This is a genomic window from Thiothrix fructosivorans, assembly GCF_017349355.1.
In the GTDB taxonomy this organism is placed as follows: Bacteria; Pseudomonadota; Gammaproteobacteria; order Thiotrichales; family Thiotrichaceae; genus Thiothrix; species Thiothrix fructosivorans.
Genome location: NZ_JAFMPM010000005.1, coordinates 293672 through 318659 on the forward strand (window position 1 = coordinate 293672; position 24988 = coordinate 318659).

Sequence of the window (24988 nt, forward strand, 5' to 3'; positions counted from 1 at the left end):
ATAGTTTGGATTTAAGGTAAAAGGCTTTATGGCACTGAACATGTATTACGATAAAGACGCTGATCTTTCCATCATTCGCGGCAAGAAAGTAGCCATCATTGGTTACGGTTCACAGGGTCACGCCCATGCTTGCAACCTGAAAGATTCTGGCGTAGATGTTACCGTTGGTTTGCGTAGCAACTCCCCGTCTGTTGCCAAGGCTCAGAACGCTGGTTTGAAAGTTGCACCTGTGGCTGAAGCAGTCGCAGCGGCTGATGTGATCATGATCCTGACCCCGGATGAATTCCAAAGCCAATTGTACCGTGATGAAATTCAGCCAAACCTGAAGCAAGGTGCTACTTTGGCATTTGCACACGGTTTTGCGATTCACTACAACCAAGTTGTGCCACGCGCTGACTTGGACGTGATCATGATTGCGCCTAAAGCACCGGGTCATACCGTGCGTTCTGAGTTTGTCAAAGGCGGCGGTATCCCTGACCTGATTGCTGTTCAGCAAGATGCCTCTGGCAATGCGAAAGCCTTGGCGCTGTCTTATGCATCTGCTATCGGTGGTGGTCGCACGGGTATCATCGAAACTACCTTCAAAGATGAAACCGAAACCGACCTGTTCGGCGAACAAGCGGTGCTGTGTGGTGGCGCGGTTGAACTGGTCAAAATGGGCTTTGAAACCCTGACTGAAGCTGGTTATGCACCAGAAATGGCGTACTTCGAGTGCTTGCATGAGCTGAAGCTGATTGTTGATCTGATGTACGAAGGCGGCATTGCCAACATGAACTACTCCATCTCCAATAATGCGGAGTATGGTGAGTATGTGACTGGCCCTAAAGTCATTAACGAGCAATCGCGTGCAGCCATGCGCCAAGCGCTCAAAGATATTCAGAACGGTGAGTACGCCAAGAACTTCATTCTGGAAGGGGCTTCTAACTACCCATCCATGACCGCGTACCGTCGTAACAACGCGGCACACCCCATCGAAGTCACAGGTGGCAAGCTGCGTTCCATGATGCCGTGGATTCAGAAGATCGTCGACAAGTCCAAGAACTAAGATTCACTTGCTGCTTTCTAAGCCTTCCTCTCCCGTGGGGGGGGGGGGGCCCGCCTTGAGTTGCCGGACGCACTACGCGGTTTGGCTGTCTTACTGATGTTGGTCTTCCATAGTGCGTATGACCTGAATCATTTCAATCTTCTCCAACTCGATTTATTGCACAGTGATTTCTGGCCTGCGTTCCAGCGCGTCATTGTGACGCTGTTTGTGGGCGTTGCAGGCATGAGTTTGGCTTTGGCGAGTCGGCAGGGGTTGCATTGGCAACGCTTTTGGCGACGTGAAGGTTTATTGTTGGCAAGTGCCGCGCTGGTCAGTGCAGGCAGTTATGCGCTGTTTCCGACAAGCTGGATATTTTTTGGCGTGCTGCATTTCATGGTCGTGGCTAGTTTGCTGGCTGTGCCGTTTTTGCGGTTGGGTGGGTTGAATGTGTTGCTGGGCGTGTTGTGTATTGCGTTACCGTGGTGGGCCGATCCTTTTTTCAATGCTGCCTGGTTGCAATGGTTGGGGTTGGGAACGGTGGTTAGCAGCACCAAAGACTACACGCCTTTATTGCCGTGGTTTGGAGTGATGTTGCTGGGTGTCTATGTGGGCAACAATCTTGGGATTTGCCGTTGGTATTTGCATCCCTTGCCACGCTGGGGATGGACGCAAGGGTTAGCATGGCTGGGTAAGCACAGTTTGGCGGTTTACTTGTTGCACCAGCCGTTGCTCATGGCATTGTTTTGGCTGGTGGCAAGCGTTATGTCTGGCGCAACTGGAACATAATGTCATCCGTGGGGGTGAGTAAGCTGTGTTGGATTAACCAAGCACGAGCGTCTTCCGCATCTTCCTGAAACCAGCGTTTTGCTGAGCCGAGGCGGAAGGTGTAACCCCATGTATCCATGTCTTGCCATGCACGTTCCCGCCCAAACCCTGCGACACAATCCGCCAATAAAATTTGCAGGTAACACACGGCATCTTCTTCGCTGTATTCCCCGCACGCATCCGTGTGCAGCACGGCGCGGCGTGTTTCATCCATACAAATGGTGTGACAGCTTTCGTGCAAGAGCGAATGCAGTGGCGTGTCTTGACGCACGAAAACGCTCAGACCAATAATGCCTGCTTCGTCTTCATGCCAATAGCTGCCGGGAATGGGTTGTGCATCGGGTACGATGTCCAGTTGCAAACCGTAACGGGAGAGTAGGGAGGCGACACTGTTCACCCCCACGTCCTGTAAACGTAAGACATCATTCATAGAAAATAGCGACCGCCCGCCGCAACCAGCACGGTGGTTACGCCAATAATCGTATTGATACCTACCATGACACGGATTTGCGCGAGTGCTTTGCCACCATCAGACCAGCTTTGTGCGGCGACGGCTTTGCGTAATTTCGGGTACGGAGCAAAATAAACATGCATGAAAATCAGCATCATGATCAGCCCTAGCCCATTCATGATATGCACGAATACCGGTGCATTCGCGAAACCGCCGAACGGTCCTAATAGCATCCAATAACCGGATACTAGAATGGTAATAATTGCACCCCAGACCCATGGGAAAAAGCGCCCAAATACGCCTGACCACAAAGTAAGGCGTTGCGGTGGTTCGAGAACAGTCGCCGCCACTGGGCGTAACGCCATGTAAGCAAAGAACATACCGCCAACCCAAATGACGACTGATAAAACATGTAAGGCTAATGCAACGGGCACTACGTGATCTCCTCGTGATTCAATTGCACCATTTTACCTGTGGTCGGCGGGAATTACAGTTTTTTCAATGCAGCGAGCCATTTGCCGCCGGTACTGGGTTTGGTTTGATGGTCTTCCGCCTGATAGACGTAACCGCCATAGTCGTTGCCATAGCCATTATCAAGGTCCACGCGGTTGAGCAAAATGCCCGTGAGCGGTGCATTGGCGCGACGTAAGCGGGTTAGGGCATTTTGCAACGTTGCCATGCGGGTATATTCCGCCCGTACTGTGAGCAATGTTGCGGATGATAATTCCGCGAGAATTAGTGCATCCGCCAAGCCCAATACGGGTGGACTGTCGATGATAATCTGATCAAAGTCACGTTTCACACTATCCAGCAAGGTTTGCATGTGTGGAGATGACAACAATTCGGCAGGGTCATCGGGCAGTGTGCCTGCGGGCAAGAGGTATAAATTGGGGATGTCCGTCATTTGGATCAGATCTCGACTATCCAATGCACCCGATAAATAATTCGCCAGCCCCTTGCTGGCGTGAATCCCTAAGGTTTTGTGCAGGGATGGATTACGCAGATCCGCATCCACCAGCAAAACCCGATTACCTGCTGAAGCATATGCACAGGCAAGGTTGCTAGCCGTAGTGGTTTTACCTTCGTTCGGGCTGGCACTGGTGACGACAATCAAGGGTGTCGTATCGGTTTGCTGCAAGAAGCGCAGGCTAGTGCGCAGCGAGCGGAAGGCTTCGGCGATGGCGGAACGGGGTTTGCTGAGGGTACTGGTGGCAAGTTGTGCTGCCGTTGTGCCTGCTGTTTCTGCCATCACCCCTAGCACGGGTAGTTGGGTGGTGCGTTCCAACTCATTAATGTCTTTCACGGTATCGTCAAGGAATTCGCGCATGAATGCGGCGGAGATTCCCAGTAACAAACCCAGCAACGTACCGAAGAGCAAGTTGCTGCTAAGGTTCGGCTTGAATTTCTTCAGGGGCGTTTGTGCGGGATCAATCACCGCAATATTGTTTGCTGCGACACCACCCGCAATATTGACCTCTTTTAAGCGTTGTTGCAGGTTTTGGTAGAGTTCTTGGTTGGTGGTGACTTCGCGCTTGAGGGTGCTGTAAGCGATGGTTGTGTCCTGCTCTTGCATGGCTTCGGTTTTGGCTTTGGAAATACCTTCGCGGATCAAATCTTCTTTGCGTTTGGCGGCTTCCAACTCACCTTTGAGGGAATCACCTTTCGCGGCGACTTCGATTTCGATGTCGGTTTCGAGCTTTTTGATTTGTTCGGCGATATTAGCAATCGGTTGTTTTTCTTGTTGTGCTTTGAGCTTGTCGAGTTTTTGCCCCAATGCTTGCAGGTAGGGGGCATCCTTATCCAATACCCCGACCCGATCGGCGAGTGGACGGTTCTTGTCAGCCAGAATGTCGTGTTTACTTTCTTGTTCAATGCGTTGCTTTTGGACTTGAATGAGTTCTTCGGAAAGTTCTTTGAGAGCTTTGGATGAAGTAGTCGATTCTTCGTCATCCAGTTGGAAGATTTCGTGGTCACGCGCGTATTGGTTTAAGCGTTGTTCGGATTTATCCAAGCGTGCTTTGGTTTCTTGTACCGTTTTGTCGAGGTAGTTTTCGGCATCGGTGGTGGCAGAAAGACGGCGGTCAGTATTCATGTTTTTGAAGGTGCTAACCACGGCATTGGCAATTTCTGCGGCTTGTGTTGCATCGGATGAGGTATAGCTAACAGCAACTAAACGCGAGTTTTTAACGGGTTCGACGGTGAGATTTTCCAGCAATAAGTCTTCGATGGCTGTTTGCTTATTACTGGCATCGGTAGTACTGAACCATGCTTTGAATTGGCTTAGTAGGGAGGTGCTGGCAAGTTTTTCTTCTAACTTCAGGCTAGTGATCACTTGTGAAGCCAGTGCGCGGCTACGAATTAGCTCAAATTGGGTTTGATAGAAGTCGCGGGTATCGCGGATGTCACCTGCGCCAAGAAAGTCAATATTCACGACTTTGGTGGATTCGCGTTCAATTTGCAGCGTAGCAGTGGCGCGGTAAACCGGTTTACTAAACAAGGTGATCAGCAAAGCCAATAGAATAATAATGCTTGTGACCAGTAAAATCATGCGTCTACGGCGAAACAGTGTGCGCCCAAATTCGCGTAAATCGAGGGTATCCGCAGCTTTTAGCAAATCAGGTGCGTAAGCAGGGCTGCGCTGAGCCTGTTGGCTAGTAGGACGCTTGTCGTTTTGCATGATAGTGATTGATCTGTTGTGTCAGTTGAAATTGAGCGCCCGATTGTAGCAATTCTTACGGGGAGCGGTTAACAAAGTTGTTGATGAAGCGGCGTAGCGGTGTTTCAAAAAACCAGTACGAAAACAATGCGCTACTCGTTAATAGGATAAGAAATAGGTAAAAGTGCAGTGCGCCCTGTGGGTCAATGCTGGCGGGCATGAGTTTTTCATAAATACCGTGTACGGGTTTTTGCAAGATATACAACGAAAAACTGGCTTCGCCGAGGAGTACCAGCCACGGATGTTGTAAGGTGCGGCGCGTTTTCCCTGTATTTAATGCCAATAAGATAATCAATAGCAGAAAGAGCGGCGCGATCAAACCATTGGTGTAATCAAACTGGATACCGCTGTAAGTCATGAGTGGTGGACGCATAATCAGTACGCCAGCCGTCAGCAGGGTAGTACCCATTAACGCTAGTCGATTGAGGAGTGGTGCACTTAGGAATTGTAGTTTGCCTTCCAGCAACCATGCGCCCGCGACAAAACCGATGAGAAAGGTGTTTAAATGCAGCAGTGGGTTGTAAAAAATGAAGTCGTGCAGCAACCCATGCGGCGTGTAGTACGCTGTATTGAGCAGGAAAGTATGCGCAACTTGTGTGCTTAACCACAATATCACGGCGGCAAGGCTCAAGTGGCTTAAATGATGGTGTTGCACCCACAAGACCAAGAGCGGGAAGCACAGATAGAAAAAGGCTTCTACCGAGAGTGACCAACCCGGTGCATTCAGGCTTAGCGGATAACCTGGAATCCATGCCTGTAACATGCTGAAACTGAGGATGACGGTTACAGGATCGCTGCCGCTGCTATGGTATTTGGCAGCAATCATCAGTAACAGGGCTAAGAGGTAGACGGGGTAAATACGGGCGACCCGCGCCCACCAATAGCGCTGGGCATTCAGAGGGCGAGCCTGTTTATCAGGGCGATAATAGGCAATCGCCATAATAAAACCTGACAATACGTAAAAGTAACTGACGGCAATTGGCCCCGCTGCTAACAACGGCGTGAGCCATGGTACGTTTGCGGGAAAAACGGTGATGCCATAGTGAAAAAACACCACCGTGAGCGCAGCAATGTAGCGCGTAAACGTAAGCTGTTCGATTCTCACGGCTGCGTCTTAGTAGGCATTTTTATCGTGCAGGGTTTTGAAGGCTGTCACCAAAATAATTCTAAGATCCAACGTCAGACTCCAGCTACGGATGTATTCCATATCCAATTCCACTCGCTTTTCCATTTTGAACAGCGTATCGGTTTCGCCGCGCCAGCCGTTGACTTGCGCCCAGCCCGTAATGCCGGGTTTCATCAAATGACGGCGCATATAACCGGGGATGAGTTGGCGGTATTCTTCGTTGTGGGCGACGGCGTGTGGGCGTGGTCCTACAATCGACATGTGACCTTGCAAGACATTTAAAAATTGGGGCAGTTCATCTAAGGAAGTTTTGCGCAGGAATGCGCCTACACGCGTAATACGACAATCATTACGGGTGGCTTGACGGATACTGCCACCATTTTCACATACGCTCATGGTGCGGAATTTTAATACTTGGAATTTTTCCCCTCGGAAGCCGTGGCGGGTTTGTTTGAATAGAATCGGACCACGCGAGGTCAGTTTGATGGCAAGGGCAATGCCAATCATCAGGGGCGATACCAACAATAGCAGGAACATACCCAGCAATAAATCTTCGATACGTTTGATCAGGGCACGTTGTGCCGACATCGGTGCATCGTAAATACGCAAAATAGGGGTTTCAGCAATTTCCATGTAGCGGCTGTGTAAGAGTGAGTTGGTAAAATTATCCGGTATCAGGCGGATAGGGGTAATGGTGTCGGCTAATTCGTTGATGAGATGCATGGACGCTTCTGATTGTCCAGACGTTGGGGCAAGGTAAATCTGATCCCATTCCCCTGTGCGAGCCGCTTCGATCATAGCGGCTTTATTACCGAGATGTGCGTATTGGCTGGGTAATTCGATAGCCTTGCCGTCTTCTTCAGTGCTGTAAAATCCTGCAATATGGAAGCCTGAGTCGGGTTGGCTGTCGATCATTTCCGCAAACCGTAAACCTTGTTCGGTAATGCCTGCAATCACAATCGTATGATTGTTGAGGCCAATACGTTTGAGTGAGGCTTGTAGGCTACGTAGCGCATAGCGGCTCGCGATGAGTAAGATGGGGGTGGTGATTAACCAGCTTATTAAAACGAATCGTGAAAAATCTTCTGATGTTTTTACCGAAAAAATAATGAAAATGAGGAACAAAAACGTCACTAACCAGGTCACAATGATACGGATAACTTCATCGCGGAAAAAGGGTCGCCCACTCCACGAGGTATAAATATCGGTAAAACGCCCGACCAAACCGAACAATAGCGCTGCACCCAAGCCGACTATTAAATAGCCTTGGATGTTGTAATTGCTAGAATGCAAAGAGGCAAGAACTAGGATACCTAGAATAACGAGCGTATCTGCGCTACGGTAGATCAGTTCTGAGCTGATTTTATTGTTTGCCTTCAAATTTTTCATTCAACCGTTATCCTCTGACGATGGGGGCACCAGAAACCATCATGGAGTTTATTGTCAACAAGCAGGCTTGGTAGCCTACACGAAAATCTTAGCGTGATGTATAAAAACAACACGTCATCTGCTGAGACACTCAAGGGCTAACTAAACTGCCCCTTAATATAGCTTACATTGCTGAGTTTTGTCGTAAAAAAAATACAAACGGTGGCTTGTTTCGCACATTCGGTGGGTTCCTAAGGTCAGTTGGTTTGGCGTGAAGATTGATCTTTTTCCCACGTATAAGTTTGCAGGTGGTGATACTGTCGACCTGCACGCCAACGGATGAAACTTGCAATGGACAGGTATACCAGTGTAGGCAGAAATTCCCGGCTGAGTAATTTGTTGAGTAAAATACTAGAGTAAGGTTTCTTATCAGCTTTAGTACACAGTTTTTCTGCGGTTAACTGCATATTGCCTAAGCGTGCTCTCGTCTTGATTTTTATTAATGAATTTAAATCTTGTGGAGCACTTATAAATATTTTTGCGCCACTGATATTGCCGCGTTCTTGCCGTTCAAATTGACAGCGTACAAAGCCATCGTCATTAATAACCGCCGGAAATGCATCAAAACGTTGGCGTCCTGCTTGTGTAATGACGTAGCTACAGGTGGCAACCACGCCATCCTGAATGTAAGGCAATTGCAACCACACACGGTAATACTGTTTCACCAGCCAAGAGGAACGCGAGGTATCAATTTCCGGTTCAGGTGCTGCCAACAAGAATCCCTGATCAGCCGCTAAGGCTTGCGTCACGGTTTGAATGGCATGGGTTGATAAGTGTGTGTCTGCATCAATATAAAAGACTGGCCATGTCGTGACGTGTTTTTCTGCCTCATTTAATGCATTCACTTTGGAAGGTGTGGCAATATCAAGGCAGATTGCTTGCGGGTATTCATTGCGTACAATTTCGGCGGTATTATCGGTACATCCGTTGCAAGCAACAATCAGGCTATCCAAGCCCGCTTGTCCCTGCAAACTATCCAGACAGCGGCGGATGACACTAGCCTCATTGTGGGCGGGAACAATCACACTCGCCATTAACGATACCCCTGCAACCAATCGTGGCGTTGCGCGAAGACCACTTGCCATTCACGGCATTGTTCTGAACGCGGTTTCAATAAGCTATGCAGTGCGTATTTGTTGAAGACATAGAGGTACAGCAAGCCTTTGTAGAGCGGGCGTTGCCAGTCAGTAATGTGGCGATTAACTAATTCCACTTTGCCTTTTAAAAGCTTGATTTGCTTGCCTGAAAAGTGGCTGTGGCTGACGCCGCCATGATGGACAATGCGTGCATCGGGGCTAACAATGGGTTGGTATCCCAAGGCTTTGGCGCGTAAGCAATAATCGGCTTCTTCGGCATACATGAAGAATGTGGCATCCAAGCCGCCGAGTGTGTCCCACAATTCGCGAGTAGTGAGGAAGAAGCAACCAGACACGATGTCGACTTCCTTAATGCTGTCACGTTCCCAGCAACCGTAATTGGCATGATTGAAAAAGCAGCTCTTGTTAAAGAGTTTGCTTAAACCTGTTGCGCTATAGAATAAGTCGGATAAATTCGGTTTATGCCACGCGTGTTGCGTATTCAAGCTCATATCGTTATTGAGTGTGACTCCGCTCCAAATGCCATTGGCGGGGTAGAGTCTGGCAAAATGCAGTAAATGGTCAACCGCATCATTCAAAATAACGGTATCTGGGTTCAGTAATAACAAATAGTTGCCGGTGGCTTGTTGTGCACCCAGTTGCACGCCGCCTGCAAAGCCAATGTTTGCACCGGATTCAATCAAGGTAACTTGCGGGAAAAACTGGCGAATCATCGCGACCGACCCATCGCTAGAGGCGTTATCCACCACGATGACTTCAAACGTGGTCAGATGGGTTTCGCGAAATAGCGATTCCAAAGCTCGCCGGATATAGCTTGAGGTGTTGTAGGAAACCAGAATAATGCTGACTTCCGGTGTGGCGGTACTCATACCAATCTCCCGTAAGCAATGGTCTGGATGCCGGAACGCACCACTTTTGCTGGATTACCCGCCACAATGGACTGTGCCGGAACGTCTTTAGTGACAACACTGCCCGCACCGACAATGACCTGATCGCCGATGCTGACACCGGGTAAAATAATAGCACCGCAACCGATAAAACAGTTAGCACCAATGCGAGTTTTTTGCTCGAATTGTCCGCCATGCCGTCGCGTGGCGTAATCATGCGCAAGAATAATCGTATCAAATGCGATGTAGGTTTTTTCCCTGATCTCCACGCAACGTGGATTGGTTTTATCCAAGCGGGCTTTGAAAGAAATGCGTACATCGGGCGCAATGTTCATGCCATACAGCTTGCGGAAATACCAAGTGCGCAACCACAGCAACCCATCGCGGAAACCCACGAGCCACATAAAAACTCTTTGATTGATGAAACGTAATCTCATGGTGTACCGCCATTGCTGTGCTTGTCAGGTGCGCTAGTATTCACGGAGTTATCCTCCGATGCCAATTCTTCTGCCTGACGGTTCGATAAAGGATAGTAGTGCGCCCAACCGATTGCGCCGAGCATAAAGAAGAACATCGGTTGCAATTTTCCGAAATAGTCCACCGTAAAGCCAACCAAAATCAGTGACATGAACGACATGATCCACGCGGATACCATCCAGCGGTGTTGCTCACAATGGTGGTGCGCCAGATTCAGAGTATTAAAAATCGCGTATAGACAGGCGAGTAACAGCAGCGTTAACGCGAATACGCCATGCTGCAAAATCAGCAATAACCAGAAGCTGTCAATACTATTGCCCATCCATTCCATCCAATAGGGGCGCGTCCAATCGTGATGCGCGATCCCTAAAATCAGATTGTCACGAATGTCGTCGGCGGTGTATTCCCATTGCAAAATGCGGAAGTAGCCCGTATTCGGGTTGAAGGTCAGGTAAGAAATGAGGATGCCGAAAAAGCCTCGATTGGAAAAAGCTTCGATCAATAATGCTGTTGCCAGCCCACCAAAAAACATCGACAGCCAAAATTGCCGTGCGTTTTGCCAGAATTTCACCAAAATGGCGGTAAATCCTTGAAAGATAATTGCCAGTAAGGGGGCGGAGGAGAGTGTCAGTATCATCGAAAGGGTTAAGCCGCCTAACTTTAGGACATGCTCCGTACCCCGATAACGCAGTACTAATAGGATGGCGAAAGGGAAAAATAACGCCATCAGTGTTCCGTATAGAATCGGGTGCTCAAATAGGCTGGTCGCCCGCATGATGCCGTTGCGAACATAATCTTGGGTGTATAAGCGCGGGTCGAGCGCGTGGTGTCCAGTAATTTTTTCGGCTATTTCATGCAGAATACGGTGTTGAGTGAAGGCTTCATAAAACGCGAGAAGCGTCAGCACCGCTAGCAATGTGATAAACGTTTGGTTGACCCAGTAAAAGCGTTGCGGCGTGGTAATAAATAGGCGTGCTAGATAAAAAGCCCCCAAGGTTTCAATAGCGAAAATCCCCGTGGATTCCACCGCTTTTTGCAGCCCGTGGTTGTGCCAGAAACTTGCAAACACCATGACTGTTAAAGCGATAAGTAGAATATCGACCAGATCCGCTCGTTGCAGGGCTTGGCGGAAATTGAACACGGCATACAGCAAGCCTAATCCTAGCACGATGCGGTAGGCTTCAATCCGCACTGACCCCGCCATGACATAAAATTCAAAGGGGATAAACAGCGAGACGATAAACAGGATGGCGATGAGTCTTAGCATGGTCTTCCTAGTGTAGTCGTCAATGTCTTGTTAGCAGGTGATTTTTGAAAAATAGCACCACTACGCCACCCGTTAGCACCAGATTTGCCAACAGTGTAGCCGATGCCGCACCCGCAATACCGTATGGCGGAATCAGCAGCAGATTCGCTGCAATATCCACGCCTAATGCCGTGCCGAGCAGGATGTTCAGATAACGCACTTGTTCTTTAATAATGAACATGAACGAGAACGTCAAACTCAATGCTCTGATCAGTTGCGCGAGCAGGAGAATGCTTAATGCCGTACCCGCTTGCAGGTATTCGGGTTTAAACAATGCCAATAACACATCACTTAACAGCAAGAGCAGCAAGGTTACACTCCCTAAAATACCGGCTACTAACGCGGTCGCTTTCCAGAAGAAACCTTGCACGCGCTCTGGTTGTTGCTGGTGAATGCGCAATAAACGCGGGTAAATCGTGGCATCCATTGCTCCCAGAAAGAACAAGCTGACAAACGATAAACGTGCTGCGACGCTGTACAACGCGACATCATGGTTATTGAGCAACCAACCGGTCAGTAACGTATCTGCCCATAACAGCAAAAACGCCAAGAGGGAAACGGGTGCGAGTGGAAGTGAGTGTTGCCATACTTCACGCACCGACCAACGCGAATTTTGGCGCACGAATAAATCCCGCCACCACGGACGCAACCACCAAAACGACAACAGCCCTGCGAGCAAGAGTGAGCCGCTATACAACAATAGGTGGGTTTGATTTACCGTCAGCAATTGCCAGAACAGCCCGATTAATACCAAAAACGTCACCGCTGGCAAACTGTTTTGCACCAGCAGCGACGGTGAAGTGTGATGCACGGCTTTCAGAAAAGCCGCATTCATCATGACCACGTTAAACAATAAAATACCGACAGCCGCCAACCACAACGGCACGGTGTGAATAGCATTATCAAACAGCCGCTGTTGGATGGCAGGAATGCACACCAACCAGAGCGCAATGAAAATACCGCTGCTCAATAACACCAGCTTGTAGGCATCACGCAAATACGCCGCCTGCAAGCGTGTATCCGTTGCTGGCAAACGTGCCACATCGCGGACAAGCCACTGTTCCACTCCTAAACGGCTAAACAAGGCTGCTGCCGGAATCAACACCATCAACAACAAAACCATGCCTGATTCATCGGTACTCAAGGTATTGGTGAGTATCAGAATGACGGTATAGTTAAGCCCCACGCCCAAGAAACGGCTAACGGTGGAGTGGATGCTGGTATGCAATAATGAGCGTGTCTTGCTCATCTGCGAATAGCTTGGTCGATGAAATCTACCAATGCTTGTCGTCGCGCATCAGCAGCGAGTGGAGTAACCTGCAACTCATGCCGTCGTGCCAGTAGCGCATACAATTCGTCTTGTGTGGAAGCGGTATACACACCCGGCAATTGCCCCATCCACGCTAGTCCGTCGAGTTGGTGATCGTTGCGGTGTTCGCCCAGTGCGTGTTGACGGTTCATGACAATAATGGGTTTGCGGTGTTCGAGGGCAGTAATAATATTGCCCATCCCTGCATGGGAAATAATCAAATCCGCCGCTTGCAAGTGCTGATTGAACACGGCAGTGGTCATGAAACGTTCCCATTGCAAACGTTGCGGCAAATATTCACCGCCTGCAATTTGCGCCATGCCCGCGACTTCGTGTTGTGCCGCCCATTCATCCACCACGCGGATTAGGCGATCAAACGGAAACTGCGTCCCGACGGCGACGAAAATCACAGCACGGCTCCTTTGAACAGAATATCCTCACCATTGCTCAAGTGTTCCCATTGCGTCAAGAACACGTCGGCACGTTTTTTTGCCAAGCGCCCTGCGCGGGAAATTTGCTTCACATTCGCAATGCTATCCACCCATATAGTGCGAATACCGAGCAAACTACCCAACCAAATAGCGACCGCACCAGGTGCTGCGCCTGTGGAAAGAATCGCTTTTGGACGTTCTTTCACGAGGATATACAACACCTGTAACGCGCATGGGATCAAGCGCCACTTATCATCCGCACTCACATCCGTTACCGCATACACCTTCCGTTCACTGAGCGAAGTCGAAGTGAACAACGCCGCAGGCATCGCATAGACCACCTGATAACGATTTTCCAGCTCTGCACTCAGCCGATTAAGCTGAATCCAATGCCCACCCGGTGAGGAAATAGCAAGCAGTTTCGGTTTGTCACTCATGCAGGCTTTCTCAAGTAAAACGCTGCCTGATCCCCTTGGTTAATCGCATTCAATTCGCGGGAACGTTGCTCAAATTCACGCATTTCTTTGGCGGTAAACAGCAAATGTTCCGGTGATTCTGCCCATGAACGTGGGTCACGCAGTGGAATGTCTTGCTCGTACTGCTTGCTGCCCCAAAATTGCAGTGCATTCGAGTCGAACACCACTTTTTCGGTAATGAAGCCTGCCTGTTCCGCCAATGCTTGCATACTTTTCACCGAATGCAGGTACAAATGGCGTGGTGCATCCAATTGCACCCAATTCACGCCGTATTCTTGCCACACATACGATGACACCGTAGGAATACGTACCAACGCCATACCGCCCGGTTTGAGAATATTGAATGCCTGCCCCAGATTGGTACGTTGATTCGGCAAATGCTCAAACGAATGGTGAAACATCACTGCATCCCATTGCCCTTGCTCGCTGAAAATATCGCGCTTCTCAACCCGCAAACCGTTGGGGTAGGCAATATCCGCTTGATTGAACGGATCGATGCCCAACAGGTTGTGAAAACCCAACTCACGCAACGAATGCAGCAAGTGCCCCGCGCCACAGCCCACATCCAGCACTTGCGATGCTTGAGTTAAGTGGAGTGGGCGCAAGGTTGCCAGTTTGGCATTCGGCATCCAGAAGTGCATCACCCGCCCAATCAAGCACTTACCCGTGACTTCGTAACGATCCCGTAATTTGGTCAATGCTTGTTTAACCGGATTGCCCGCCTTGGTTGCATCGCTGTAGGAATAGTAATTGTCGGGGTAATAGTCCGCAATATTGGCAGGAATATGCTCGATTTGCAGGCAGTCACAACCCGCACACTGAAAATAACGGTGTTCATCGCGCAAGCCCAGCATCATTTCCTTGGCGACATAGTGGCGGTGTGCGCCGTTACTGCCACAAATACGGCATTGCATTAAGCCTGCTCCCTGAGCGTAGTCGAAGGGGCGTGTGTACCAAACAGCTTGACATCGCCTTGCCAGAAATCGGGGTGACTCAAATACCAATCCAGCGTTTTCGCCAAGCCACTTTGGAAGGTTTCAGCAGGGACATAACCTAATTCGCTGCAAATCTTGCTGTTATCAATGGCGTAACGGCGGTCATGCCCCGGACGGTCGGTCACGTACACAATGTGTTGATTGTGCGGTACGTGTGGCGAATCTGGGAAACGTACATCCAGCAACGCGCATAATTCGTGGATCAGACTCAGATTAGCCTGTTCATTATTACCACCGATATTGTAGGTTTCGCCGATACGTCCGGTGCGGATAATCAGGTCAATACCACGGTTATGATCGTCGACGTATAACCAGTCGCGAATTTGTTGCCCATCGCCATAAATCGGCACGGGTTTGCCTTGCAATAGGTTGGAAATCGCCAGCGGAATCAGCTTTTCGGGGTACTGATACGGCCCGTAATTGTTGGAGCAATTGCTGGTCGTGGTCTGCAAACCGTAGGTGTGCTGGTAGGCGCGTACTACGTGATCAGACGCGGCTTTGCTGGCAGCATAAGGTGAATTTGGTGCGTAGGGCGTGATTTCGGTGAAGGCAGGATCGGTGGCGGACAACGTGCCATACACTTCATCGGTGGAAACGTGATGGAAACGGTGTACAAACCCCGGTTTCTCATCCAACCACACGGTTTTCGCCGCTTTCAGCAAGCTGTGCGTGCCGTCGATATTGGTTTTCAGGAACGCATCGGGGCCGTAAATCGAGCGGTCAACGTGAGATTCGGCGGCGAAATGCACAATCGTGTCGATGGTTTCCTCGCGCAGCAATTGTTCTACCAGCGGTTGATCCAAAATATCGCCATGCACGAAGCGAAAATTGGCTTGTCCTTCCAACGGTTGCAGATTTTCGTAGCGTCCGGCGTAGGTCAGCGCATCCAAAATCACCAAGCGGGTGTCTGGGTATTGTTGCAACCAAAAATGCACAAAATTTGTGCCGATAAAGCCCGCGCCGCCAGTGACGAGCACGTGATGAGGTGTGTATGTCGTTGTCATGCTGTTACGTTTTGTTGTTTCAATTGAGTAAGCATCTGCCGCAAGCTAGTGCGCCAATGCGGTAGAGTGTAGCCCAGTAATGTTTCGGTTGCGCGTCTATCCATCACGCTGAAGGCGGGGCGACGGGCTGGCGTTGGGTATTCATCGGTACGCAGCGGCTTGATGGGAATGGCTTTGTCGAGCAAGCCAAGCGCCAGTGCTTCTTCCTGAATGGCAACAGTGAAATCGTACCAGCTTGCCACACCATTATCGGCGCAGTGCAAGATGCCCTGTGGTTTTTGCGCGACGAATGACCACAGCGTTGCCGCGAGTGTACCTGTCCACGTCGGTGTGCCGACTTGATCGGCGACCACGCCAAGGGCATCGCGTTCGCGCATCAGGCGCAACATGGTTTTGACGAAATTATTGCCGTAAGCCGAATACAGCCATGAGGTGCGCACAATAGCCGCGCTGGGACAGGCGGATTGTACAGCTTGTTCGCCTGCTAGCTTGCTTGCACCGTAAACCCCTAATGGTTTGGCGATGGCATTCGGCAGGTAAGGCGTGGATTGCAGCCCATCAAACACAAAATCGGTCGAGATTTGCAGCAGGTAATAATCAAACAAGGCTGCTTGTGCTGCAAAAACGTGCGCGGCGGCGTGGTTGATCAGGTAGGCGTTGGCGCTGTCCGTTTCTGCTTTATCGACGGCGGTATAAGCAGCACCGTTGATGACGACATCTGGGCGATGTTGTTCCAGTGCATTGATAACCTGTTGCGGATCGGTAATATCCAGCGTATCCCGATCCGTCGCGATCAGGGTGATACCCGCAGGGCAGGTGGCTTGCAATTCCGAACCGAGTTGTCCGTGTGCGCCAGTGAGTAATATTTTCATGCGAATTTGTCCGCCTCTTGCCAGTTTTTACCCGCTTCATCTTTGGCAGAAATCGTGGGCTGTGCGCTGTTGACCAGCGGCCATTCGATGCCCACGGTTGGGTCATCCCAGCGCAAACTGCGGTCGTAAGCAGGGGCATAAAAGTCGGTGCATTTGTACAAAAAATCTGCCGATTGGCTCATCACGTAAAAGCCGTGCGCAAAACCGGGCGGAATCCATAACATGCGGTGATTGTCGGCGGACAGTTCTGCGCCAGCCCATTGCCCGAAGGTCGGTGAGGATTGGCGTAAATCCACCGCCACATCAAACACTTTGCCGCTGGTGACACGCACGAGCTTGCCTTGCGGGTTTTGGATTTGGTAGTGCATTCCGCGCAAAATGCCTTGACCGGAGCGGCTGTGATTGTCTTGCACGAAGTTCAGGTTTAAACCCGCATCCGCAAACGTTTTGCTATTCCAGGTTTCCAGAAAAAAGCCGCGTGCATCACCAAACACCTGCGGTTCGAGAATGAGTACGTCGGGAATGGTGGTGGGGATAATCTTCATTTCAGCAATTCCGTGAGGTATACGCCGTAACCACTCTTTTTCAAGGGTTCAGCGAGTTGTAGTAATTGTTCGTCACCGATATAACCCATGCGCCACGCGACTTCTTCGGGGCAGGCAATTTTCAGCCCTTGGCGTTCCTCGATGACGCGGATGTAGTTGGAAGCATCCAGCAGGGAAGCGTGTGTGCCGGTATCTAGCCATGCTGTGCCGCGTTTGAGCATTTCCACTTGCAACTGCCCGCGTTCCAGATACATTTGGTTGACGGTGGTGATTTCTAATTCGCCACGGGGGGAAGGACGAACTTCACGTGCCACATCCACAATCTGATTATCGTAGAAATACAAGCCCGTTACTGCGTAATTAGAACGTGGATTAGTAGGCTTTTCTTCAATGCTGAGCGCTTTGCCGTTAGCATCGAATTCGGCGACACCGTAGCGTTCGGGGTCTTTGACATAGTAAGCGAATACGGTTGCGCCAGTGATTTGTTGAGCAACGGTTTGCAGGCGGCTGGATAAGCCTTCACCGTAGTAAATGTTGTCACCCAGAATCAGCGTCGCAGGTGAATTGCCAAGAAAATCCGCACCGATGATAAAGGCTTGCGCCAAACCATCGGGTGAGGGTTGCACCGCGTATTCAATGTTCAGTCCCCATTGTGCTCCATCGTCCAGCAAGTATTGGAATTGTGCCGAATCTTCAGGGGTGGTGATGATCAGAATATCGCGGATACCGGCGAGCATTAACACGGTCAGCGGGTAATAGATCATCGGTTTGTCATAGATTGGCATCAGTTGTTTGCTGACGGCGCGAGTGAGCGGATAGAGGCGTGTGCCACTGCCGCCTGCGAGGATAATGCCCTTGCGATGACTATTGTTATGTTGCATGTATAAAGCCTACCAGCGTGCTGACTCAATAAAGCCGCCTATTGTAGACAAACCCACAGAAATTTCAGCTAATTCCGGTAATCGGATACACTCACCCTGACCAAAAACACCGTTGAGAGGAGAATCGTCATGAAAAAATTACCTAAGAGCGCGGTCGTGTTATCAACCAGCTTGTTATTGAGTCTCGGCTTCAATGCGGGGGCGGATAGCAAACCCGTACACCAAGATTTGTTGGATAAGCACAAACCAGAAAAAATCTCCGAACACGTTTATGTGATTCAGGGGCCTACGGGCTATCCGAACAAAGAAAATCAAGGCTTTATGAATAACCCTGGTTTCATTGTTACCGATAAAGAAGTCGCGGTGATTGACCCCGGTTCGAGTGCTGCCATCGGTCGCGCCGTGTTAGCTCACATTCGTAAGGTGACTGACAAGCCGATTACGCAAGTATTTACCACGCACGTACACGGTGATCATTGGTTGGGTAATCAAGCCTTTAAGGAAGAAAATCCTGACGTGAAATTTTTCGCGCACCCGACCATGATTGAAGAGGCGACCAACGGTGCGGCAGCAGAATGGATCAGCACAATGGATACCATGACCGAGAAAGCGACAGCAGGTACAGAGGCGATTATTCCTACCGAAGTCTTGGTCAATGCACAGGAAATCAAGGTCGGCGATCTGACACTGAAAGCACACATTATTGAAGGAAAGGTGCATTCGGCGACGGATGTGATGTACGAAGTGGTGGGCGAAAAAGTGCTATTCACCGGCGATAATATTAATAATAAGCGTATTGTGCGTATGGATGACGGCAGTTTTGTCGGTAGCATTAAAGCCGCTGAGCACGCCTTAACCTTGGATGTGGATAAAGTTGTTCCTGGTCATGGGCCAACGGGCAGCAAAAATACGCTGACCTATTACCGCGATTACTTGAGCAAGGTGTATAGCTCCGTCAAAGAAATGCGCAATGAGATGGAAGCGCACGAAATGAAGCCCAAGATTGCTGAGAAATTGGCAGATTATAAAGATTGGCAAGGGCTGGATGAAGAACTCGGCAAGCACATCAGCCTCTCAGTATTGGAGGCTGAACAAGAGGATTTTTGAGTCTATTGAGCTTGTCACGCTGTTATTCAATCAAGATGTCCTGCATGTCTTGACCCACGTTTTGGAGCACAGCTTCGGCATCTTCGGGGCTGCGCTTCTGCACTTCATCATAAAAATAACGAATGGCATTTTCCATGCTAACACCAGCTTGTAACAGGGCTAGTGTTTCTCGACCGATGCGCAGCAAGGGCATACTTGCTTCCAGCAACGGCACGGTTTGGAAATAAAAATTGTACACCTGTTTGCAGATCGGTTCGTCATGGATTTCGAGAAAAATATCACCTTGCTGTTGCTGCATGATGGGCGCAAGCATCAGTAACGTGGCCTTTTCTGGGAGTAAGACCAGATTCGGAAACAGGCTGTGTGGGGGAAAATTCGCACGCGAAAAAAAGTATAAATGCTTGTTGTGGCGCTGCCGAAAATGCTCCAAATAGCGTTCCAGAATGCTGTTGCGTTGCGCGTAGCTGTAGCGACTGATCGGCGAGAAAATAAAACTCAACAGCGAATCCAGCGTATGCAGGTGTGTTTCGCAATAATCGGTTTGTGAAATTTGCTGAAAACGGCGATTAGTGGGCTGATTTCCCATGAAAAAAGAGGAGGGAAAGTGGCTATAAGCCAGAATGCGACCGGCTGCTTCCATCTGGGTAAAGTAGTCATCTGCGTCACTATCCGTCGAAAATTGTTGCAAACAGAAGGCGTTTTTGTGCAGGGAGCGAAAATGCGGTTTTAGCAAATCGTCTATATCCGTACCAAAAAATTGCGAATAGCCGAGCAATTCAGGTACGTCTAGGGTGGACTTTTCCAGCTCAATCCGCGCGATGTCAGGTTGTTGAATGACGAAGCCCGTTTTCATGTAAGGCTTGATCAATGCCTGTAATGCTTGCGCCAATCCTGCTTGACTCAGCCCTTTAATTTTTCGTAACGCCTTGAGACGTTTGCCATCCTGCGGGATGTGCCGATTAGGTGTATCTGCTTGCATTTGTTTAGTTATTGTTCGATATATTTAAAGATAACAATATGCAATAAATTTATGCAATATGCAAATTCTGTATAAGTTATAACCTGAATCATAAATGAACAAAAGTGCTGTTCGTTTAACTAGGGTTAAGCTAATCTTCGTCTCGCTGATAAACAAAATATATGGAGACATCCCATGAAAACAATTCCAACAATTGCCATGACGTTCGCGTTGGCGCTGTCACTCTCCGCTTGCTCTGCAACAGCAGGCAGTCTCGACACTATGCCGTCATCCGTGGTGGGCAAATCCGTTCCGACGGTAACGCCTGCGTTCTATCCATTAGAGCGAGATGGTGCGCCGATTCCTATTCCCGTCAGTGCTGATCATGATGTATCTACGTTGGAGGAAAGCACCTCCAATCCGCCACCTTCTATGAAGCATATGTTAATTTCCTTTTTGAGCGAAGTTCTCGTTGCTTGTGTAAATTCAGGGAACTGCTGGTAAGGCTCAGGTTAACTAGCTGAAATGTTGCGGTGTGTTAAACTGCACCGCAACATTTAACGGATTCTGGGAGACAAGCCGCATGAGTACTAAACCTGAGCCGCGCGTGACCGTAACAACCTTGCGTAAGATGAAACGTGAGGGTGAAAAGATCGTCATGCTGACGGCTTACGATGCCAGTTTTGCCAAAGTGCTCGACGCGCAAGGGGTCGATGTCATTCTCGTGGGCGATTCCTTGGGCATGGTCATCCAAGGTCACGAAACCACCGTTCCCGTGACGATGGATGAGATGATTTATCACACCCGTGCTGTCACCAAAACCAGCCAACGCGCCTTGGTGATTGGTGATCTACCTTTCATGAGCTATACCTCGCCGGAACTGGCGTTGCGTAATAGCGCCCGTTTGATGCAGGAAAGCGGCGCACACATGGTGAAATTAGAAGGCGGTGCGCCGCAAGTCGCTACCGTCAGACAACTGGCTCATCATGGCGTGCCGGTGTGTGCGCATTTGGGTTTGCAACCGCAATCGGTTCATAAACTTGGTGGTTATCGGGTGCAAGGGCGTGATGAAGCCGTTGCTAAGCAAATGCTCGATGACGCCAAAGCCCTGCAAGATGCGGGGGCGGATATGTTGGTGTTGGAATGCGTTCCCGTCGCGCTGGCAGCACAGATTACCCAAGCGCTAGAGATTCCGACCATCGGGATTGGTGCGGGGCGCGAATGTGACGGGCAAGTGCTGGTCTTACACGATATGTTGGGTATTTCACCGCGTGCGCCGAAGTTTTCCCAAGATTTTATCGGTACAGGGGCAACGATTCCGCAAGCCGTAGTTGCGTATGTGCAGGCCGTCAAAGCAGGTACATTCCCCGCCGATCAACACTGTTTTTTCTAAAGAGCACCCCATGATTATTGTTCAAGCCATTGACGCTTTGCGAGAAGAACTTAAGAGTTGGCGCAGAGCGGGTGAAACTATTGCTTTTGTGCCTACAATGGGCAACTTACACGCGGGGCATATCGCCTTGGTGAAACGGGCGCAGGAACTGGGCAGCAAAGTAGTGGTATCCATTTTTGTGAACCCGACTCAATTTGATCGCAAGGAAGATTTGGCGGCGTATCCGCGTACTCTTGCGGAAGATTGCAGCAAGTTGCAAGCGGGTGGGGCGGATTTGGTGTTTACACCAACGTCTGTACTGATGTATCCAACGGGTGGCCTGGCAACCAAGGTCGACGTGCCGGGGATTAGTGCGTTGCTTGAAGGGGCTTCGCGTCCCGGTCATTTCACGGGCGTTTCTACCGTTGTGTGCAAGTTGTTTCATTTGGTACAGCCGGATGTGGCGGTGTTTGGCGAGAAGGATTTTCAGCAATTGATGTTAATTCGTCAGATGGTGCGTGACTTGGATATGGACATCCATATTGAAGGTTTGCCGACGGTGCGTGAGGCGGATGGATTGGCGTTGAGTTCGCGGAATGGCTACCTCACCACCGCTGAGCGGAAACTTGCCGCCGGATTGCAGTTGACCCTACGGGAAGTGGTTGACGCGCTGCACAAAGGTAGGCAGGATTACGCCTCTTTACAGGTCGAGGCAATGCAGTCGCTAGCATCACGCAGTTTCCAACCGGATTATGTGGAAATTCGGCGTGCAGTGGATTTGTTGCCCGCGCAAGCAGGGGATGACGATTTGGTGGTGCTAGGTTCAGCATGGCTGGGCAAAGCACGCCTCATTGATAATATCGCTTTAACATTGAAAAAATTAACAGAAACATCATAATAGTATTGCCTTGCCAAATACTTGACTGAACGTTACGGAGGAACCGCCATGGAGCTGACGCTTCTTAAATCCAAACTGCACCGTGTTACTGTCACTCATGCTGAGTTGGACTATGAAGGTTCTTGCGCGATTGATGATAACTTGCTACGCATCGGGAATATTCGTGAATATGAGCAACTGCATATTTACAACATTACCAACGGTGAACGTTTTTCAACGTATGCCATTCGTGCGGAAGCGGGTAGTGGGATTATTTCGATCAATGGTGCAGCAGCGCATAAGGCTAGCACGGGTGATTTGATTATTATCTGCACGTATGCAGGTTTTTCTGAAGCGCAAGCCAATGTTCATCAGCCGCAATTGGTGTATGTGGATCAGCAAAATCGGGTAACGCATACCTCAAAACAAATCGCGGTGCAGGCGGCGTGAGGTTTGCACTGAATCGTGCAGTTGATCGGAATTAAAAAGGAAAAACCGAGCCTTTCTTGTTATAGTTATCGCTCGGTACACGTTGCGAAATATCGCTTATTGTTATGATTGTTATCTGTGTTGGGTCTGCTCACCCTTGCAGATAGTTAAACATTAAGGTCGGCTTGGCATTCATTAATGCTTGAGCCGACTGGCTTTTTCATAACATCCATCGTTAGCCAGGCTTATTGTTATTGCTGTACGCCCTTCATCCATGCCGTGCATCTTACGGGTTTGTGCTGAATCAGTACTTAATTTATTAATTTTATTTATAAACATAATTCGCTGATTTTTATGTCTTATAACGCTTCATTAAGGGTTCAGGTTGGGTCTGTGGTTTACTCTATATCCTCAAATCCTGCGAGTTTATAAAGACGCTGTGCTTCAGCCTCGTCTTGTGGAACACCATTGCCTTGGCGGTACATGAGCGCCAGTGTGGTGAGTGAGCCTTGTAGCCCTTGTGCGCCTGCTTTGCGAAACCATTTAGCCGCTTCTGCGCCGTTTTTGGGAGCGCATTCACCTTCTAAGTACATAAAGCCTAAGCCGTGTTGCGCTAGCCCGTAACCTTGTTCGGCAGAAGCTTGCATGAGTTCAAAGGCTTTCGCATCGTTACGCACCACACCCAGACCGTTTTGGCACATAATGGCGCACAAGTGTTGCGCGATGTGATCGCCTTGGCTGGCAAAGGGGGAAAGCATTTGCATGGCGCGGGAAAAATGCTTGGCTTCAAAGGCTGCCATGCCGCTGGCGAAATCCATAGACTCATTATCGGTTTGTGACACGGGAATCTCCTTGAACGTAAAATCGGACACTAATCTTAGCGCATTCTACGCTCTGTTCCGAAATAGCCCACTGGAACGTGCGTTTTACCCCTAGAGGGATATTTAGAAACAGGGACGCGCTTCTTAAACTTCCGCGATATGGAAAATGCCACGATGACTGATACAAACACCGACCGTAATTTGAAACTGCACATGCGTCAGTGCATTCAAAAAGTAGCGACAGGTCCTGAATACAGCAAGGATCTGAGCTATGAGGATGCCTATTACGCCATGCGCCACATTCTGAGTGGTGAGGCTGACCCTGTGCAGGTCGCGGTTTACTTTATTGCGTTGCGTATGAAGCGTGAAACCGATGAAGAAAACCGTGGCACGTTGCAAGCCTTGATTGATACTTCGGCGATCAGCACCGCCAATGTGGATGAGGTGCTGGACGTGTCTGACCCATATGACGGTTATACACGCGGCGTACCGGCTTCCACGTTTGTGCCCGTCGTATTGGCGGCAATGGGCGTACACGCGGTCTTGCACGGCTTAGAGCAAGTAGGGCCTAAGTTTGGTGCGACCCACCACAAGATTTTGAAAGCGGCTGGCCTCAATGTGAATTTGACGCCAGCGGAAGCGGTAGCGCAATTGGAGCGTATTGGTTGGGCATACCTTGACCAGCGTCAGTTTGCCCCCGGTTTGCATGATTTGATTCCGATTCGGCAGCGCATGATCAAGCGTCAAGTGCTGACCACGGTGGAAACCATGTTAGGGCCGATTCGTGGTCGGGTGAAAACGCATTGCATGGGCGGCTATGTGCATAAAGCCTATCCGCCGATTTATGCGTCACTGGCACGTCAGGCAGGTTTTGATAGCGCCATGTTTGTGCGCGGTGTGGAAGGTGGCGTGATTCCTTCCCTGCAACAAGCAGGCAAGCTGTTTTATTATTATGCGCAGGGCGAAGAGCAGCAACGCGATCTTGATCCCAAAGAGTTTGGGCTGCAAGCAGACGTTCGTGCTGTGCCATTGCCGGATGATTTGCCTGCTGCACCGCTGATTGGTGATGAGATTGCAACCACGGTGGATAGCGATGCACTGGCAGCGAAAGCGGCTGAGCTGGGCATGGCAGCCCTCGCTGGCGAAAAAGGTTTGATGTACGACAGTCTGGTATACTCCGCCTCGATCTGTCTGGCGCATTTGAGCCGTTATGGTTCGATACAGGAGGCCGCTGATGCGGTACGTGCCATGCTCGATAGTGGCAAGGCACTGGAAACACTGCGTGCTGCGGCGTAAAAGCACCACGTTTATTTTCATTTTTGATTTAGAGAGGACATGACAAATGAATATGCAGTATTACAACGCTGTGGTAGAAATGGAAAAAGCGGGCGTTGACGCTGAGTTCCTGCAAGGCTGGCAAGGTGGCTACCTGCTCAATCCCATGCGTGAAGAGCAGCGCCTGACAGAGGCCTACGAAGCAGGCTATGCGGCTGGTCAGGAAAAAGACACGGAAGCTTACAAAGAGTGGATTGCTGCTTAAGCGTTATCCTCCCTTGTGAAGAATAAAAAAGCGT

The 24988-nt window shown here is 49.8% G+C and carries 28 protein-coding genes; 9 read left to right on the plus strand and 19 right to left on the minus strand.

Annotated features, from left to right (window positions below; translation table 11 throughout):
* Positions 1 to 34 precede the first annotated feature (34 nt).
* A complete protein-coding gene (gene ilvC / locus J1836_RS02515) occupies positions 35 to 1045 on the plus strand; it encodes a ketol-acid reductoisomerase (RefSeq protein ID WP_207249644.1) in 1011 nt (336 codons plus the stop codon).
* A 60-nt stretch (positions 1046 to 1105) separates the two neighbouring features.
* A complete protein-coding gene (locus tag J1836_RS02520) occupies positions 1106 to 1810 on the plus strand; it encodes a heparan-alpha-glucosaminide N-acetyltransferase (RefSeq protein ID WP_207249312.1) in 705 nt (234 codons plus the stop codon).
* Here the strand turns inward: J1836_RS02520 and J1836_RS02525 are convergent.
* The 17 genes from J1836_RS02525 to rfbA form a co-directional block, all read right to left on the minus strand.
* Positions 1785 to 2279 (minus strand): hypothetical protein, encoded by a 495-nt coding sequence (locus J1836_RS02525; protein WP_207249313.1) that lies wholly within the window; start codon positions 2277 to 2279, stop codon positions 1785 to 1787. The two genes, J1836_RS02520 and J1836_RS02525, sit on opposite strands and share 26 nt — an antisense overlap.
* Positions 2276 to 2734, minus strand: a complete 459-nt coding sequence (locus J1836_RS02530) for a CopD family protein (protein WP_207249314.1) — start codon at positions 2732 to 2734, stop codon at positions 2276 to 2278. The genes J1836_RS02525 and J1836_RS02530 overlap by 4 nt, the downstream gene beginning before the upstream one ends.
* A gap of 53 nt (positions 2735 to 2787) precedes the next feature.
* The gene (locus J1836_RS02535; protein WP_207249315.1) at positions 2788 to 4977 is read right to left on the minus strand and encodes a GumC family protein; all 2190 of its coding nucleotides are present in this window, start codon (positions 4975 to 4977) and stop codon (positions 2788 to 2790) included.
* Between the two features lie 55 nt (positions 4978 to 5032).
* Positions 5033 to 6121 (minus strand): acyltransferase family protein, encoded by a 1089-nt coding sequence (locus J1836_RS02540; protein ID WP_207249316.1) that lies wholly within the window; start codon positions 6119 to 6121, stop codon positions 5033 to 5035.
* A 9-nt stretch (positions 6122 to 6130) separates the two neighbouring features.
* Positions 6131 to 7531, minus strand: coding sequence for an undecaprenyl-phosphate glucose phosphotransferase (locus J1836_RS02545; RefSeq protein WP_207249317.1), 1401 nt, complete (start codon positions 7529 to 7531; stop codon positions 6131 to 6133).
* Positions 7532 to 7767: 236 nt separating this feature from the next.
* A complete protein-coding gene (locus J1836_RS02550; RefSeq protein WP_207249318.1) occupies positions 7768 to 8604 on the minus strand; it encodes a glycosyltransferase in 837 nt (278 codons plus the stop codon).
* Positions 8604 to 9536, minus strand: coding sequence for a glycosyltransferase family 2 protein (locus J1836_RS02555; protein ID WP_207249319.1), 933 nt, complete (start codon positions 9534 to 9536; stop codon positions 8604 to 8606). The genes J1836_RS02550 and J1836_RS02555 overlap by 1 nt, the downstream gene beginning before the upstream one ends.
* Positions 9533 to 9991 (minus strand): acyltransferase, encoded by a 459-nt coding sequence (locus tag J1836_RS02560; RefSeq protein ID WP_207249320.1) that lies wholly within the window; start codon positions 9989 to 9991, stop codon positions 9533 to 9535. Before J1836_RS02560 ends, J1836_RS02555 begins: the two co-directional genes overlap by 4 nt.
* On the minus strand, positions 9988 to 11298 hold the full coding sequence (locus tag J1836_RS02565; RefSeq protein ID WP_207249321.1) for an O-antigen ligase family protein: 1311 nt from the start codon (positions 11296 to 11298) through the stop codon (positions 9988 to 9990). Before J1836_RS02565 ends, J1836_RS02560 begins: the two co-directional genes overlap by 4 nt.
* Before the next feature lie 19 nt (positions 11299 to 11317).
* Positions 11318 to 12586, minus strand: a complete 1269-nt coding sequence (locus tag J1836_RS02570) for a lipopolysaccharide biosynthesis protein (protein ID WP_207249322.1) — start codon at positions 12584 to 12586, stop codon at positions 11318 to 11320.
* Complete coding sequence (locus tag J1836_RS02575; RefSeq protein ID WP_207249323.1) at positions 12583 to 13056, minus strand: glycosyltransferase; 474 nt, start codon at positions 13054 to 13056, stop codon at positions 12583 to 12585. The genes J1836_RS02570 and J1836_RS02575 overlap by 4 nt, the downstream gene beginning before the upstream one ends.
* Positions 13053 to 13514: a glycosyltransferase family protein gene (locus J1836_RS02580; protein ID WP_207249324.1), complete on the minus strand. Its 462-nt coding sequence runs from the start codon at positions 13512 to 13514 to the stop codon at positions 13053 to 13055. Before J1836_RS02580 ends, J1836_RS02575 begins: the two co-directional genes overlap by 4 nt.
* Positions 13511 to 14467, minus strand: coding sequence for a class I SAM-dependent methyltransferase (locus tag J1836_RS02585; RefSeq protein ID WP_207249325.1), 957 nt, complete (start codon positions 14465 to 14467; stop codon positions 13511 to 13513). The genes J1836_RS02580 and J1836_RS02585 overlap by 4 nt, the downstream gene beginning before the upstream one ends.
* Positions 14467 to 15552 (minus strand): dTDP-glucose 4,6-dehydratase, encoded by a 1086-nt coding sequence (gene rfbB / locus J1836_RS02590; RefSeq protein ID WP_207249326.1) that lies wholly within the window; start codon positions 15550 to 15552, stop codon positions 14467 to 14469. The genes J1836_RS02585 and rfbB overlap by 1 nt, the downstream gene beginning before the upstream one ends.
* A complete protein-coding gene (gene rfbD, locus J1836_RS02595) occupies positions 15549 to 16424 on the minus strand; it encodes a dTDP-4-dehydrorhamnose reductase (RefSeq protein ID WP_207249327.1) in 876 nt (291 codons plus the stop codon). The genes rfbB and rfbD overlap by 4 nt, the downstream gene beginning before the upstream one ends.
* Positions 16421 to 16969 carry a dTDP-4-dehydrorhamnose 3,5-epimerase gene (gene rfbC, locus J1836_RS02600; protein ID WP_207249328.1) on the minus strand — a complete coding sequence of 183 codons (549 nt, stop codon included), beginning with the start codon at positions 16967 to 16969 and terminating at the stop codon, positions 16421 to 16423. Before rfbC ends, rfbD begins: the two co-directional genes overlap by 4 nt.
* Entirely contained in the window at positions 16966 to 17850 is an 885-nt protein-coding gene (rfbA, locus tag J1836_RS02605; protein WP_207249329.1) for a glucose-1-phosphate thymidylyltransferase RfbA, read from the minus strand. The genes rfbC and rfbA overlap by 4 nt, the downstream gene beginning before the upstream one ends.
* 129 nt (positions 17851 to 17979) lie before the next feature.
* Between rfbA and J1836_RS02610 the strand changes: the two genes are divergently transcribed.
* Positions 17980 to 18957 (plus strand): MBL fold metallo-hydrolase, encoded by a 978-nt coding sequence (locus J1836_RS02610; RefSeq protein WP_207249330.1) that lies wholly within the window; start codon positions 17980 to 17982, stop codon positions 18955 to 18957.
* Between the two features lie 22 nt (positions 18958 to 18979).
* Here J1836_RS02610 and J1836_RS02615 read toward each other — a convergent pair whose 3' ends face one another.
* A complete protein-coding gene (locus J1836_RS02615; protein ID WP_207249331.1) occupies positions 18980 to 19936 on the minus strand; it encodes a helix-turn-helix domain-containing protein in 957 nt (318 codons plus the stop codon).
* Between the two features lie 174 nt (positions 19937 to 20110).
* On the opposite strand from J1836_RS02615, the gene J1836_RS02620 reads away from it, so the two are divergent.
* The 4 genes from J1836_RS02620 to panD all read left to right on the plus strand — a co-directional run bounded on the left by J1836_RS02620 (position 20111) and on the right by panD (position 22614).
* Positions 20111 to 20419 (plus strand): hypothetical protein, encoded by a 309-nt coding sequence (locus J1836_RS02620; protein WP_207249332.1) that lies wholly within the window; start codon positions 20111 to 20113, stop codon positions 20417 to 20419.
* A 79-nt stretch (positions 20420 to 20498) separates the two neighbouring features.
* Positions 20499 to 21308 (plus strand): 3-methyl-2-oxobutanoate hydroxymethyltransferase, encoded by an 810-nt coding sequence (gene panB, locus J1836_RS02625; protein WP_207249333.1) that lies wholly within the window; start codon positions 20499 to 20501, stop codon positions 21306 to 21308.
* 10 nt (positions 21309 to 21318) lie between these two features.
* Positions 21319 to 22185, plus strand: a complete 867-nt coding sequence (gene panC / locus J1836_RS02630) for a pantoate--beta-alanine ligase (RefSeq protein ID WP_207249334.1) — start codon at positions 21319 to 21321, stop codon at positions 22183 to 22185.
* 48 nt (positions 22186 to 22233) lie between these two features.
* Complete coding sequence (panD, locus tag J1836_RS02635; RefSeq protein WP_093067861.1) at positions 22234 to 22614, plus strand: aspartate 1-decarboxylase; 381 nt, start codon at positions 22234 to 22236, stop codon at positions 22612 to 22614.
* 377 nt (positions 22615 to 22991) lie between these two features.
* On the opposite strand, the gene J1836_RS02640 is transcribed toward panD, so the two are convergent.
* Positions 22992 to 23435: a tetratricopeptide repeat protein gene (locus tag J1836_RS02640; RefSeq protein WP_242632669.1), complete on the minus strand. Its 444-nt coding sequence runs from the start codon at positions 23433 to 23435 to the stop codon at positions 22992 to 22994.
* A 153-nt stretch (positions 23436 to 23588) separates the two neighbouring features.
* Between J1836_RS02640 and J1836_RS02645 the strand changes: the two genes are divergently transcribed.
* On the plus strand, positions 23589 to 24710 hold the full coding sequence (locus J1836_RS02645) for an anthranilate phosphoribosyltransferase (RefSeq protein ID WP_207249335.1): 1122 nt from the start codon (positions 23589 to 23591) through the stop codon (positions 24708 to 24710).
* A gap of 46 nt (positions 24711 to 24756) precedes the next feature.
* A complete protein-coding gene (locus J1836_RS02650) occupies positions 24757 to 24954 on the plus strand; it encodes an Alvin_2107 family globule sulfur oxidation protein (protein WP_207249336.1) in 198 nt (65 codons plus the stop codon).
* The last annotated feature ends 34 nt before the right edge of the window (positions 24955 to 24988 follow it).